The organism is Burkholderia reimsis, assembly GCF_003294055.1.
In the GTDB taxonomy this organism is placed as follows: domain Bacteria; phylum Pseudomonadota; class Gammaproteobacteria; order Burkholderiales; family Burkholderiaceae; genus Burkholderia; species Burkholderia cepacia.
Map to the genome: position 1 here is coordinate 50718 of NZ_QMFZ01000026.1, position 14127 is coordinate 64844.

At 65.3% G+C, this 14127-nt stretch carries 15 protein-coding genes; 13 read left to right on the top strand and 2 right to left on the bottom strand.

The features are described from left to right. The first annotated feature begins 47 nt into the window (after positions 1 to 47). The 5 genes from DPV79_RS26645 to DPV79_RS26665 all read left to right on the top strand — a co-directional run bounded on the left by DPV79_RS26645 (position 48) and on the right by DPV79_RS26665 (position 3849). Positions 48 to 1304, top strand: a complete 1257-nt coding sequence (locus DPV79_RS26645) for a DUF6402 family protein (protein ID WP_113046875.1) — start codon at positions 48 to 50, stop codon at positions 1302 to 1304. Next, a complete protein-coding gene (locus DPV79_RS26650) occupies positions 1277 to 1957 on the top strand; it encodes a hypothetical protein (RefSeq protein ID WP_113046876.1) in 681 nt (226 codons plus the stop codon). The genes DPV79_RS26645 and DPV79_RS26650 overlap by 28 nt, the downstream gene beginning before the upstream one ends. Before the next feature lie 408 nt (positions 1958 to 2365). After that, positions 2366 to 2641: a metal/formaldehyde-sensitive transcriptional repressor gene (locus tag DPV79_RS26655; protein WP_048024557.1), complete on the top strand. Its 276-nt coding sequence runs from the start codon at positions 2366 to 2368 to the stop codon at positions 2639 to 2641. A gap of 12 nt (positions 2642 to 2653) precedes the next feature. Then, a complete protein-coding gene (dmeF, locus tag DPV79_RS26660; RefSeq protein ID WP_113046877.1) occupies positions 2654 to 3661 on the top strand; it encodes a CDF family Co(II)/Ni(II) efflux transporter DmeF in 1008 nt (335 codons plus the stop codon). A gap of 2 nt (positions 3662 to 3663) precedes the next feature. Continuing rightward, on the top strand, positions 3664 to 3849 hold the full coding sequence (locus DPV79_RS26665; protein WP_081052750.1) for a DUF1289 domain-containing protein: 186 nt from the start codon (positions 3664 to 3666) through the stop codon (positions 3847 to 3849). Between the two features lie 73 nt (positions 3850 to 3922). Here the strand turns inward: DPV79_RS26665 and DPV79_RS26670 are convergent, their stop codons facing one another. Together DPV79_RS26670 and DPV79_RS26675 are read right to left on the bottom strand one after the other, a co-directional pair. Then, the gene (locus DPV79_RS26670; RefSeq protein ID WP_113046878.1) at positions 3923 to 5335 is read right to left on the bottom strand and encodes a heavy metal sensor histidine kinase; all 1413 of its coding nucleotides are present in this window, start codon (positions 5333 to 5335) and stop codon (positions 3923 to 3925) included. Further along, positions 5332 to 6003: a heavy metal response regulator transcription factor gene (locus DPV79_RS26675; RefSeq protein WP_027789830.1), complete on the bottom strand. Its 672-nt coding sequence runs from the start codon at positions 6001 to 6003 to the stop codon at positions 5332 to 5334. Before DPV79_RS26675 ends, DPV79_RS26670 begins: the two co-directional genes overlap by 4 nt. Before the next feature lie 266 nt (positions 6004 to 6269). Here DPV79_RS26675 and DPV79_RS26680 point away from each other — a divergent pair, with 266 nt between their 5' ends. The 8 genes from DPV79_RS26680 (at position 6270) to DPV79_RS26715 (ending at position 13563) form a co-directional block, all read left to right on the top strand. Then, positions 6270 to 6626, top strand: coding sequence for a hypothetical protein (locus tag DPV79_RS26680; RefSeq protein ID WP_113046879.1), 357 nt, complete (start codon positions 6270 to 6272; stop codon positions 6624 to 6626). A gap of 90 nt (positions 6627 to 6716) precedes the next feature. Next, positions 6717 to 6995: a hypothetical protein gene (locus DPV79_RS26685; protein ID WP_113046880.1), complete on the top strand. Its 279-nt coding sequence runs from the start codon at positions 6717 to 6719 to the stop codon at positions 6993 to 6995. Continuing rightward, positions 6992 to 8488, top strand: coding sequence for a TolC family protein (locus DPV79_RS26690; protein WP_113046881.1), 1497 nt, complete (start codon positions 6992 to 6994; stop codon positions 8486 to 8488). Before DPV79_RS26685 ends, DPV79_RS26690 begins: the two co-directional genes overlap by 4 nt. A 1-nt stretch (position 8489) precedes the next feature. Further along, a complete protein-coding gene (locus DPV79_RS26695; RefSeq protein WP_059589267.1) occupies positions 8490 to 9785 on the top strand; it encodes a multicopper oxidase family protein in 1296 nt (431 codons plus the stop codon). A 68-nt stretch (positions 9786 to 9853) separates the two neighbouring features. Continuing rightward, on the top strand, positions 9854 to 10201 hold the full coding sequence (locus DPV79_RS26700; protein ID WP_113046882.1) for a copper-binding protein: 348 nt from the start codon (positions 9854 to 9856) through the stop codon (positions 10199 to 10201). Between the two features lie 14 nt (positions 10202 to 10215). Then, entirely contained in the window at positions 10216 to 10596 is a 381-nt protein-coding gene (gene copC / locus DPV79_RS26705) for a copper homeostasis periplasmic binding protein CopC (protein WP_113046926.1), read from the top strand. After that, a complete protein-coding gene (locus DPV79_RS26710) occupies positions 10593 to 11534 on the top strand; it encodes a CopD family protein (RefSeq protein ID WP_113046883.1) in 942 nt (313 codons plus the stop codon). The genes copC and DPV79_RS26710 overlap by 4 nt, the downstream gene beginning before the upstream one ends. Positions 11535 to 11748: 214 nt before the next feature. Beyond that, a complete protein-coding gene (locus DPV79_RS26715; RefSeq protein ID WP_113046884.1) occupies positions 11749 to 13563 on the top strand; it encodes an ExeM/NucH family extracellular endonuclease in 1815 nt (604 codons plus the stop codon). Positions 13564 to 14127: the final 564 nt, after the last annotated feature.

The following is a 14127-nucleotide window of genomic DNA, read 5'->3' on the forward strand; positions in this document are numbered from 1 at the left end:
TTGATTACGCTGAGACCGGTTCTCTCGCGAATCGTCATTCAAGCGCTATGCCCGACGTCAAAAAAGTCCCGTATTACCAGCTGGAATCCGGAGTCTTCTATTCCGGCAAACGTTGGAAATGTCACGCTGGAGTGGTCGGATGCATTCCGATCGACACGCAGCAAAAAATCTCGTTCGACAGGCGTGCGCCGAACGAGCCGCCATCGCCGCCCAAGGCACCTGCACCGGTCAAGCCGCATCACACGTCCACCCCTGCGCCAGCGCCCACCGAACCGCCTGCCAAACCGCAGCCGAACGACAAGCCTCGGGACGCGGAGCAGGCCGACAAACTGCCCGAGTTCGATCTGCAGGACATCCCCAAAGCGATGGACAAGATGGGCTGGCCAATCTCGGCCAAGCTGGCGCGGAAATGGTTTGCGAGCCCAAGACATGTCTATGACAACGACCTCAACTCTGTACAGCCGCTCGATGACACGACGGTTTCCCTGGATTGGGCTCTGAAATTTCGCGGTGCAACGGAACGATTCAATCAGCTTGTCCGGCAAGCGATTTACACGCCGAATGCCGCACGCGCAGTAACGAAAGTCCTGGCGCCCGTGGTCGAGCGGAGTTTTTCGGCCGGACAAGTGAGCGCGGCAGGTATTGTTATCGACACCTCCCCGTTTCTGACTGCTCCGCTCCAGTTTCACATCGCCTGGGGATTTCAGTACCAGCCAGTGTCATCCCTCGACACGCTCGACGGTACCGCGATGACGGATTTGACCGGCGCCCTGGCGAACTTCAATTTCTACGCTGCCGTAGGGAAGGCGGCCGTTACCGGCGAACGCTTTTATCAATACGAAGGCGAGAACAAGGTCTTCTGTCTCGAGCCTGTCGCGCGAATTACCCACGTCTATGTCTACATCAAAGACAGCTATTCGTTCAACGACGATTCGCTTTCCAAGAGCCAATACCTCGGCCACTGGAACAGGAACGGGATGGTTCTGTCCTATGCCGCGGCGGTCAACGATTTTTTCAAAAGCAGCAACTTGAACGTCGGGAACTCGACTATTGAAGAATGGCGGTATCTCCCCGCGGGCGAGGAGGTCAACAAGCCGATCGACAAACGCACCAGCCTTTTTCGGAAGTTCCTGGCGAAGGATGTCTACTGGCCAGTTCATAACAAGACGTACCGCGACTGGAGGTCGGCGCATAATCGCGGTGGCGACTTCATGATCTACAGTCGCCCTAAACTCATCAAGCTGGACAAACCGATCATTCTGAAATTCGACACCGTATGCAGAACCGTCCCGGCCGAGCAATGAAGGCGACCGCCGTCATTCTCAAAGCGGTCTCGACCGTTGTCGTCACATGCCTGGTTGTCGCCATTGCATGGATGTTCGTGCCAGTGGACGTCAGGAATGCGATCGTGCTTTTCTCGCTCAAGCATGCGAAGAGCACGATCTTCGCCATCACGTCGATCATCTTCGTGCTCTACTTCTACCGGCTTGTCAGAAATATCGGCCATTTCAGCAGAACGATGCGCGCAGGACTGGCGATCGTCACGCTGAGCTTCCTGGCAATCTTCTATCTCGTCAGCGTTCGCGGGATCACGACCGACGAAACCGACTGCCAGCGATACAACTACAACGCGAAACTGAACGGCGGCATCAAGCAGGTCGATGGCACAACCTATATCGTCAACATCTGCGGAAGTGGCCACCGCGGCAACGTCCTCTTTGCTGACCAAAACGAACAGATCAAAATCGTCGTGGCCGATGAGCACGGATCGACACTTGCTACCCGGCTGTTTTTCGTCTTCTGGGGCGGCCGGCCTGGAAACGATCCGATCGAGATCCACGACGGCAAGCTGATCTACTTCGACGCATCGGATGCGTACGACAGCACGCGGACGATCTCGATGCCGCCGACCACGATAGATTGGGTCGCGGCGAGAATTCCGATTTCGCTGCGCTGATCCGGGGGCTGAAACCCGTCGCAGTCCCTGTGCCACGCGACGGCCCGAGCCACGTATGCCCGCTCGTGTCGGTCGAGACTGCCGATGCGGCGCGTGACGTGCGATTCGACGGTGTTTCCCATGTGATCGCCGAAGTGATGGCGCCTGCGAAGGCGGCCTGATCGTGGCCGTGAAATCGCCGTGCGTCGAGCCGTGTGTGTTCGCCGGCAATCATCGTCCTCATGGTGCCATCGGCGTCGATGCGCCGACGACCAGACTTCCCGCGCCTAGAAACAGCCTTGACGCTTCGCATCTAGCCGAGCGGATACCTTTCGACAAGCCTTCATCCCGAAAAAATATACCCCTCTCCCCTATACGGGAACCCTTCCGGATATATACTCCCCCTCCCTATTCAGGAGCCCGTCGTCGATGAGCCATACCGTTCGTGAAAAACAGAAGCTGCTGAACCGCGTGCGCCGGATCAAGGGTCAGGTCGAGGCCATCGAGCGCGCGCTCGGGGAGGAGCACGGCTGCAACGAGGTCCTGCAATTGATCACGAGTTGTCGCGGCGCGATGAACGGGCTGCTCGCCGTTGTGCTGGAAGACCACATTCGCGAGCATCTGGTCGATGCGCATGAACCTGACGCACACGAAGGCAGCGCGACCGAGCAGCTGATCGACGTGGTGCACAGCTATTTCAAGTAATCGGGGCAGGACATGAACGCTTTCCAGGATGACGCATTCGGCGCCGGGCACGACCATATCTTTCTCGGTGCGGCGCACGAGCAGAACGAACGCAAGACGTGGATGGTCATCGGCCTGTGCTCGGCAATGATGGTGGCCGAGATCGTCGGCGGCACGCTGTTCGGGTCGCTCGCGCTCGTCGCCGACGGGTTGCACATGTCGACGCATGCGGGCGCGATGCTGATCGCCGCGCTGGCCTATACCTATGCGCGCAGGCATGCCGACGATCCGCGCTTCGTGTTCGGCACCGGCAAGCTGGGCGACCTGGCCGGGTTCACGAGCGCGATCGTGCTCGCGATGATCGCGATCCTGATCGGCTACGAGGCGGTTGCGCGTCTGCTGGCGCCCGTGCCCATTCACTTCGGCGAAGCGATTCCGATTGCCGTGCTGGGGCTCGCGGTGAATCTCGCCAGCGTGTGGCTGCTGAGCGGCGGCCATCACCACGGGCATGGTCATGGGCACGGTCATCATCATGGGCACGACCACGACCATGATCACGACGATGACCCTCATGCGCATCACGATCACGGTTCGCACACGGCGGCCCATCGCGACCACAACATCCGGTCGGCCTACGTTCACGTGATCGCCGACGCGGCCGTGTCGGTGCTGGCCATCGTCGGCCTGCTGCTCGCACGTGCATTCGGCTGGGTCTGGATGGACCCCGTTGCGGGCATTGTCGGCGCGCTCGTGATCGCGAACTGGTCGTATGGGCTGATGCGCGATACCGGCGGCATCCTGCTCGACGTCAACGTCGATCGCAAGCTGGCGGCGCGCATACGTGATGCGATCGAGGCGCTGGGCGACAAGGTCAACGATCTTCACGTGTGGCGTGTCGGGCCGGGCCACATGAGTGCGATCGTGTCGGTCGAGACCGTCGAGACGGTGCGCGACGCGCGTTTCTACCATGCGCTGATCGAGGGTTTCGACGGCGTGTCGCACGTGACCGTCGAAGTGATGACGCCTGCGAAGGCGGCCTGACCGTGGCCGTGAAATCACCGTGCATCGAGCTGTGCGCGTTCGATGGCCGGACGGGCTTTTGTGTCGGCTGCCTGCGCACGCGCGACGAGGCGCGTGACTGGAAGAAGCTGACCGACCATCGCCGGCACCAGATACTGAACGACCGCAATCGCCGCCAGGCGAAAATCCGGCGCGAACCGGCGGAGTGAAGGGGCGTCGTCGTCGTGCTTCGCCTGGTGGCGCGCCGGCCGTCATGCCGATGCGACACGCGCGGGAAACGCCTTACCCTTCGACGCCGCGCGGAAAATGAAGCGCAAACGTCGTGCGCCCGTCACGGCTTGCGACTTCGACCTTGCCGCGATGCAGCTCCATGGTCGATTTCACGATCGCGAGCCCGAGGCCCGCGTTGCGCGCCGCGCCGTGCCGCGACGAATCGATGCGGTAGAAGCGCTCGAAGATCCGTTCGACCTGTTCGGGCGGAATCGCGGCACCGCGATTGGTGACTTCGACGACCGCATATCCGCCTTGCGTGGACACCGCCAGCTCGATCGTCGACCCGGCTTGCGCGTGTTCGAGCGCGTTCGACGCGAGATTGCTGACGGCGCGCCGGAACAGCGTCGCATCGGCGACGACGGTCGCTTCGCCTTGCACGTCGATGCGCACGCCGGCTTCATCGGCAAGCGCCTGGAAATACGACGCGAGCCGGCGCAACTCGCCGCCCGCGTCAAGTTCGGTGGTCTTCAGGTGCTGGCGCGCATTGTCGGTGCGTGCGAGAAACAGCATGTTCTCGATCATCCGTTGCAGCCGTTCGCATTCCTCGATGTTCGAATCGATCAGCGCTTCGTATTCCTCGGTCGTGCGCGCGCGCGACAGCGTGACCTGCGACGAACTGATCACGTTGGCGAGCGGCGTGCGCATGTCGTGCGCGAGATCGGACGAGAACTGGGAGAGCCGCACGAACGCGCGTTCGAGGCGGTCGAGCATCCGGTTGACCGACGTCGCGAGTTCACGCAGCTCGACCGGGCCGCCATGTGCGTCGAGCCGCGCGTTCAGGTTGTGCGCCTCGATGCGTGACGTCTGCCGGCCGAGGCTCTCGACCGGGCGCAGGCCGCGCGACGCGACCGCGTAACCGAGCGCGCCGACCAGCAGCGCGCCCGCGGCCGCCGCGAGCCAGATGTCGACGCGATAGCTTTCGAGCAACGACTGGCGATCGGTCGCCGTGCGTGCAAGCGCAACCTGGATCGCATCGCCGGACGGCAGCGTGGCGCGCGCATACACGCAGCGCGACGTGCCGATGCCGGGCGGCGCGCACGTGAACGGCGTGCCGGTTGCGCTGGCCGGATGGGGCGCGGCGATCACCGACGCCAGCGTGTGGCCGGCTTCGTCGGAATGCTCGACGAGCGCGCGGTTCCGCGCGTCGTAGATGCCGAGATAGACGCCCGGATGCGACAGCAGCACTTCATGAAACACGGCCGGATCGGCGCGCAGCGCGGCAGCCGAGCCGCTCGCGTGCGCAAGCTGCAGGAACTGGTTGAGCTTGCCGGAGATCTCGATGTCGTCTCGCCGCGTCAGCTCGGCGGACAGCGAGCGATACAGGTACGCGCCGGTCAGCGCGAACACGAGCGCGGCGACGACGGCGAACGCCAGCGTCAGGCGCCGCAGCAGCGAATACGAGGCCGGGCTGCTGCGCGTCACGAACGATCCTCGAGCACGTAGCCCATCCCGCGGATCGTGTGGATCAGCTTCTTCTCATGGGCGTTGTCGATTTTCGCGCGCAGGCGCTTGATCGCGGCATCGACGACGTTCGTGTCGCTGTCGAAATTCATGTCCCAGATCTGCGACGTGATGAAGGTGCGCGTCAGCACTTCGCCTTCGCGCTCGGCGAGCAACTGCAGCAGCGCGAATTCCTGCGCGGTCAGGTCGATGCGGGTGTCGGCGCGCCGCACGCGGCGGCGGATCAGGTCGACTTCGAGATCGGCGACATGCAGGATGTCGCGCACGTTGCGCGGCGCGCGTCGCAGCAGCGAGCGGATGCGCGCGAGAAACTCGGCATACGCGAACGGCTTGAGCAGGTAGTCGTCGGCACCCAGCTCTAGCCCGGCGACCTTGTCCTCGATCGCCTCGCGCGCCGTGAGCAGCAGCACCGGCGTCTGCTTCTGCGCGCGCAGGCGCCGGAGCACCTCGAAGCCATCCATTTCCGGCAGCATCACGTCGAGCACGACGAGATCGAAATCCTCGTGCAGCGCAAGGAACAGCCCGTCCTTGCCGGTTTCCGCAATGTCGACCGTGTAGCTCGCCTCCATCAGCCCTTTCCGGAGGTACGACGCCATCTTGGGTTCGTCTTCGACTATCAGTATCCGCATGGTGAGGCAGGCTGTCCGTGATTCCAGCCGGTCAGTGTAACGCGTGAGCATAGGGCGCCGAGCGTGCGCGAAGAATGACCGCCGGATGACGGAATGGTCATGAAGCGCTTGCGCCGCGTCGCCCGCGTTTCGTGAAAATCCGGTCATGTTTCGGCCATGTCGTCGTCACCGCGACGGCGCTAAGCTGCGGCCGTCTTGTCCCCCGGCACGCGCTGTCACGGCGCCGCGCCGGCCCATCCGGTCGTTGCCTGCCTGATTCCGCATCCATGTCGTACTGGCGCAAATTCCTCCTCGTCGTGCTGCTGGCGCTGAGCCTGCCGATCCAGTCGTTCGCGACTGTTTCGATGCAGTGCGAACGCGTTGCCGTCGCGCCGATGGAAGCGGCGTCGCACACGATGCCGAGCGCGCAGGACGGCCATCACGACGCCGACAGCCACGCCCGGCATGCGCCGGCGTGTTCCGCGTGCGTGTCCTGCTGCGTCGGCGCCGGCATGTCGGGCGCGCCCGCCGTCCCCGCCGCGGCCGGCGTTCGCGCGGCGATCGTCTCGCCGCCGCCCGCGGCCGGGGTCGTGTCGTTCCTGACCGGCGGCATCGACAGGCCGCCGCGCCGGCTTCTCGTCTAGATCCCGCCCGCGGCCCCGACCGGCCGTGCTCCGCAATCCGCTCCGGCGGCGGTATCCCGTCCGCCGCACGACACACGACGAGACCCATTCATGCGATTGATTACTGCGGCGCTGCTTGGCGCGGCGGCCCTCGTGCCGTCGCTCGCGCCTGCGCACACCCCGCTGCCCGATCCGGCGGACGCCGCCGCGGCGGTGCCGGATGTCACCGTGACGTCCGTATTCGACGGCTACCGGCCGTATCGGGACGACGAAGGCCCGGGCTGGAAACAGCTGAACCGCGAAGTGACGGAACGGCCCGCGAAGGGGCGCACGACCGGTCGTGCGGCTGGCGGCGCTACCCGTTCGATGCACGAGGAGGCCGCGCGATGACGATGCTGTCGATCTCGCCGAGGATCGGCGCGGCCGCGGCCGCGCTGGCCTTCCTCGCCGGCTGCACGACGTTTTCGAAGGACGGCGGTTTCGACGCGGTGTCGTCCGTCGCGTCGGAGCGCATCGGCAAGGACGCGGTCGTGGTCAGGACCGACGCCGACCGTGAAGCCGTCGACACGCGCACGAAGGAACTGCTCGCCAAGCCGCTGTCGATCGACGATGCGGTGCAGGTCGCGCTGCTGAACAACCGCGGCCTGCAGGCGTCGTATGCGGAACTGGGGCTGTCGGAGGCAGATCTCGTCCAGGCTGGCCGGCTGCCGAACCCGCGTTTCGCGTTCAGCCGCACACGCGCGGGCGACGGCGAGCTGACCCTCGGCCGCACGTTCTCGGCGAACGTGTTCGCGCTGCTGACCCTGCCGCTCGCGACGAACATCGAACGCCGCCGCTTCGAGCAGACCAAGCTCGAAACCGCCGACGCGATGCTGAAGGTGGCCGCCGACGCGCGCCGCGCGTATGTCGAGGCCGTTGCGGCCGAACAGGCCGCGAACTATGCAGGGCAGGTGCGCGATGCCGCGAGTGCGGCCGCCGAACTGGCGCAGCGCATGCGGCAGGCCGGCAACTTCAGCCGCCTCGATTACGCGCGGGAACAGGCGTTCCACGCCGATGCGGTCGCGCAGCACGCGAAGGCGCGCCAGCAGGCCGTGGCCGCGCGCGAGAAGCTCACGCGCGCGATGGGGCTGTGGGGCGAACGCACGCGATACGCGTTGCCCGAGCGCTTGCCCGACCTGCCGAAAGCGCGGCCGGACCTGCCCGATCTCGAACGTTTCGCGATGCGCAACCGCCTCGACATCCAGGCCGCGAAGCTGCAGACGCAGGGTGTCGCGTCGTCGCTCGGCCTGAGCAAGGCCACGCGCTTCGTCAATGCGGTGGATCTCGGCTACGTGAACGACTACGAGACCGGCAAGGGTCACGAGCACGGCTTCGAGATCAGCGTCGAGATTCCGTTGTTCGACTGGGGCGGCGCGAAGGTCGCGCGGGCCGAGGCCGTCTACATGCAGTCGGCGAACCGGCTCGCGAAAACGGCCATCGACGCGCGTTCCGAAGTGCGCGAATCGTATGCGGCCTACGTGACGAGCTACGACGTCGCCACCCACTACCGCGACGAAGTCGTGCCGCTGCGCAAGACGATCTCGGACGAGCTGCTGCTGCGCTACAACGGGATGCTCGCGAGCGTGTTCGAGCTGCTGGCCGATGCACGCGAACAGGTCGGCGTGGTGAACGGCTACATCGATGCGCTGAAGGACTACTGGCTCGCCGAAACCGATCTGCAGATGGCCGTCGGGGGCCGGCTGCCGACGCCGGGCGACGTGCCGCGTCCGACGCCATCTGCCCGGCCGGAACCCGCTTCCAGCGCCGACGCTGCGCCGCAGCCGGCTTCCACCCCCGCGGCGCAACCGGCGCCCGCGACGCAAACGCATCCTGAAGGTCATTGACATGGTGTCCCGTCGACAATTTCTCAGCCACTCGGGCGCCGCGCTGCTCGGTGCGGCGATGGTCAGCAAGGCCGGCGCCGCGTCGTTGCCCGAAGCGCCCACGATGACGAAAACCGGCACGCAGCCGCCGCTCGTGCCGCCGAACGGCCGGCCGTACACGCCCGTCGCGACGCTGAACGGCTGGACGCTGCCGTGGCGGATGAAGAACGGCTGGAAGGAGTTCCACCTGACGGCCGAGCCCGTCGTGCGCGAGATGGCGCCCGGCATGAACGCGAACCTGTGGGGCTACAACGGCCAGTCGCCCGGCCCGACGATCGAGGCCGTCGAAGGCGACAAGGTGCGCATCTTCGTGACCAACCGGCTGCCCGAGCACACGACGATCCACTGGCACGGGCTGCGGCTGCCGAACGGGATGGACGGCGTCGGCGGCCTCACGCAGCCGCATATCCCGCCCGGCAAGACCTTCGTCTACGAGTTCCAGCTCGAGGCGCACGGCACGTTCATGTATCACCCGCACGCCGACGAGATGGTGCAGATGGCGATGGGGATGATGGGCATGTTCATCGTGCACCCGAAGGATCGCGGCACGATGCCGGTCGATCGCGACTTCGTGTTCCTGCTCGCCGCGTACGACATCGATCCGGGCAGCTACACGCCACGCGTGAACGAGATGACGGACTTCAACATGTGGACGTTCAATTCGCGCGTGTTCCCGGGCATCGATCCGCTGCCGGTGCGCGCGGGCGACCGCGTGCGGATTCGTTTCGGCAACCTGACGATGACGAACCATCCGATCCACCTGCACGGCTACAGCTTCGAAGTCGCGGGCACCGACGGCGGCTGGATTCCGCCGGCGGCGCGCTGGCCGGAAGTGACGGCCGATGTCGCGGTGGGCCAGATGCGCGCGATCGAGTTCACCGCCGATCGCCCGGGCGACTGGGCATTCCACTGCCACAAGTCGCATCACACGATGAATGCGATGGGCCACCAGGTGCCGAACCTGATCGGCGTGCCGCAGCAGGATCTCGCGAAGCGCATCGGCAGGCTCGTGCCCGACTACATGGCGATGGGCAGCACGGGCGGCGCGATGGGCGGCATGGAGATGCCGCTGCCCGACAACACGCTGCCGATGATGACGGGCACGGGCCCGTTCGGGCCGCTGGAGATGGGCGGCATGTTCACGGTCTGCAAGGTGCGGCAGGGCCTCGGCCGCAACGACTATCGCGATCCGGGCTGGTTCAGGCATCCGAAGGGAACCGTCGCGTACGAGTACACCGGCGAACTGCCGGACGGTTGAGCAGCAGCATGCGGCGGCCGTACCGATGCGGCCGCCGGTTTCCATTCACTCACACGGGAGTCGACACGATGAAGCAGGGACTGGTTTTGATGGCAATGGGTTGGGCGCTGGCGTTTTCCGCCGCGTCGTACGCGGCGGGCGACATGGCCGGCATGGACATGAGCGGTGGCGCGAAGCAGGAAGCCGCGGCAAAGCGGAGCATGTCGCACGGCGAAATCCGCAAGGTCGACACGGCTGCGGCCAGGCTGACGATCAAGCACGGCCCGCTCGAGAACCTCGGGATGGATGCGATGACGATGGTGTTCAAGGTGAAGGACCCGGCGATGCTGTCGCAGGTGAAGGCGGGCGACAAGATCGACTTCGTCGCAGAGGACGTGAACGGCGCGCTGACCGTCGTCGAGCTGAAGAAGCCGTGACGCGAGGCATGAACATGAAGATCACGGCTCTCAGGCGGCTGGCCGCCTTCGCCGCGGCCGGCGCGATCGTCGCGGCCGCGCCGGTCGCCGCCTCGGCGCACGGCAAGCTGGAAAGCGCCGCACCGGCGACGGGCAGCACGGTCGACACGGCGCCCGACACGTTGCGGCTCACCTTCAACGAAGACCTCGAACCGACGTTCAGTTCGGTGAAGGTGTCGGACGCGAACGGCAACGCCGTCTCGCAGGAAAAAGCGAAGATCGATGCTTCGAACCCGCGTGTGATGACCATTGCGATGCCGAAGCTCGCGCCGGGCGCGTACACGGTGCAGTGGGTCGCGATGACGGCCGATGCGCATCGCACCAAGGGCGCCTATACGTTCCGGGTGAAAGGGTGAACGACGGCTTCGTCGGTCTCCTGCGGCTCGTGTCGGTGGCGATCCAGAATGCCGGGTTCGCCGTCGTCGTCGGCGCGCTGCTGGGCAGCCACTGGCTCGCGCGCGGCGCGTCGGCGTGGCAGCACGGCATCGGGCGGCGGCTCGTCGCGACGCTGCGCATCGCGTCCGTCGTATCGCTGCTTGCCAGCATCATCGCGTTCTGGGCGCACTGCGCGCTGATGAGCGACGTGTCGATGCTCGACGCCGGACCGTCCGTCCGCGCGATGCTCGCGGGCACGGGGTTCGGTCATGCGTGGCTGGCCGGCGCCGTATTCATGCTCGTCGTCGTGCTGCTGTCGTTCGTCAGGCGAGCGCACGATTCGCGCTTTCCGTTCGCGATCTGGGCCGCGCTCGCCGGTGTCGCGCTCGCGCGCAGCAACGGCGGGCATCCGGTCGACGCAGGGCTGTTCAGCGTGCCGGTGTGGATCGACTGGCTGCATCTGCTGGCGATCAGCGCGTGGGTCGGGCTCGTGCTCGTGACGGCGTTCGGCGTGATGCCGCGGCTCATCGGCCTGCCCGCGAGCGAACGCACGACGGGCGCATCGTTCGTGCAGTCGCTGTCCGATGCGTCGACATATGCGCTGATCGTGTTGTTCGCGACCGGCGCGTACAACGGCTGGCGCGGCGTCGATACGCCCGCCAACCTGCTCGCGTCGACGTACGGGCAGATCCTGCTGCTGAAGCTCGCGCTGGTGCTGATCGCCGCGGCGCTCGGCGGACACAACCGCTTCTTCGGGATGCCGAAGCTGTTGGCCGCGCTGAAGGACCCGGCCGCCGCGATGCCGGCTGTTTCGCTGCGGCAATTCGGTGCGGTGCTGCGGATCGAGGCGGTCGTGCTCGGCGGCGTGCTGATGGTGGCGGCCGTGCTCGTGTCGAGCGCGTTGCCGGGGACGGTATAGCGCGGCGGACCATGCGCGAAGGCACGCGGGGGAATCGTCGCGAGCACGACGAATTTATTGCCGGACGATTTCCCCGCATTTTCAGGCCCGAAGGTGCGAACGGTGGCGATCGCAGCGTGACGACGACAATTACATCGGCCTGTCTTTCGATTACCAAAAACTGTCATTGAGCGCCGCTAAGCTTTCGCCACCCTCACAACCGGGATTCCCCGTCATGCGCTCGACAATCCGCCTCTTCACCCCGTTATTGCTGCTCCCGACGCTCGCCGCGCCGGTTTTCGCCGCCACCGCCGCGCCCGTCAGCCCGAACTGCGGCGGCAGCACGACGCCGATCGCCGATATCCAGGGGCCGGGCGCGCCGTCGCCGCTCGCCGGCCAGAACGTGTCGATCGAAGCCGTCGTCACCGCCGATTTCGGCGGCACGGACGGCTTCGGCGGCTTCTTCGTCCAGCAGGCCGACGCGCAGCGCCGCAACCAGCCGGGCGTGTCCGAGGGCCTGTTCGTCTATGCGCCGAAAGTGCGCGCGAAAGCGGGCGACCTCGTGCATGTGACGGGCAAGGTCGAGGAGAAGTACGGGCAGACGCAGCTCACGCAGTCGGGCGCGATCGCGGTGTGCGCGAACGGCCAGAGCGTCACGCCCGCGACGCTCACGCTGCCGGTCGACAGCCCGAACGCATTCGCCGCGTATGAAGGGATGCTGGTGCGCCTGCCGCAGACGCTGAACGTCACCGACAACTACGAACTCGGCCGTTACGGCAGCGTGATGCTCAGCAACGGTCGCCTGCGCACGCCGACGAGTGTCGTGCCGCCCGCGCAGGCACAGACGCAGATCGATGCGAACGCACGCAACCGTCTCGTCCTCGACGACGGCTCGAACAAGCAGAACCCCGCGACCGTGCCGTATCCGGCGCCGGGCCTGTCGGCCGCGAACACGCTGCGTGCGGGCTACACGGTGCGCGACGTCGAAGGCGTGCTCGAAGTGCGTTACGGCGCATGGCGCGTGCAGCCGCTGCCCGGCGCGGCCGTGCCGGCATTCGATGCGCGCACGAACCCGCGCACCAACGCGCCCGCGCGCGATCCGAAATCGAACCTGCGCGTCGCGTCGTTCAACGTCCTCAACTACTTCAACGGCAACGGTCTCGGCGGCGGCTTCGACGATCCGAACAACCGCGGTGCGAAGAACTTCCAGGAATTCCAGCGCCAGGAAGCGAAGATCGTCAGCGCGCTGAAGGCGATCGATGCCGACGTGATCGGCCTGATGGAAATCCAGAACAACGGCTATGGCGAACTGAGCGCGGTGCGCCAGCTCGCGGCGAAGCTCGGCAACCACTGGCGCGTGGTCGATCCGGGCGTGTCGCGCCTCGGCGGCGATGCGATCACGGTCGCGATGATCTACGACAGCCGCAAGGTCGAGCCGGTCGGCCGCGCGGCCACGCTCGCAATCGACGACAAGAACCGCCAGCCGCTCGCGCAGTCGTTCCGGCTGGTCGGCGGCAACAAGCAGTCGCTGACGGTCGCGGTCAACCACCTGAAGTCGAAGAACTGCCCGGACGCCACGAACGACGATCTCGACCAGGGTGACGGCCAGGGTTGCTGGAACCCGACGCGCACGCGCGCGGCGGCGAAGGTGGCCGACTGGCTCGCCGGCAACCCGACGGGCGTCGCGGGCCAGGGCGTGCTGCTGATCGGCGACTTCAACAGCTACACGCACGAAGACCCGATCCGCACGCTCGAATCGCGCGGCTACCGCAACCTCGTCGCGCGCTGGATCGGCGCGAATGCGTACAGCTATGTGTACAACGGCGAAGCCGGTTATCTCGATCACGCGCTCGCGACACTGCCGCTCGCGTCGCACGTGAAGGCCGTGCACGAATGGCACATCAACGCGGACGAGCCGCTCGCGCTGCAGTACACGCTCGCCTACAAATCGGCGGAGCAGCAGAAGACGTTCTACGCGCCGGATGCGTATCGTTCGTCGGATCACGACCCGGTGCTGATCGATATCGCGCTGCCGGGCGGCGGGCATTGAGCGCGGGTTGAACCGGCTTCGCGATGGACGACGTGCGGCACGTGCGCACGTCGTCGCGCGGGCGGTGGCGGATGAATCGCACGCCGCTCGCGCATCGACGAACCCGACCGGATATCGGGTAAATAATTCCACTGGAACCGATGCAATTCCGCGAAATCGGTATTTTATGGATGGCGGGGAGGCATAAGCCCGGGATTGAAGAATGATTGAAGTGAATCGAATCTTCGAATCGAGCCTGCATTTCACCGCAATGCATTAATCGGTTGGAGATAATAAAAATGAAAGAAAAATCCTGTCGATCTGAAGGTATTGAGCGTGCTGCATCAATGCAGTAAAGGCTTCGTCGTTGTGCGCGAAAAGTAAAATATTCGGCGCGGCATTGCCGCCAAGACGCACCTTGCACGAATAATCCCGTTTTCTTTCAAATGCCAGACACTGGCGGCCCTTCGCATCATTACGGGATTTTTAATATCGGAATGATCTTTGACAACGCGGCGCAGCACCGCCTATTTTGTCGATGTCGTAAATTTCGGTAATCAGAAAAGAAGTCCAAACTGCAGGGGG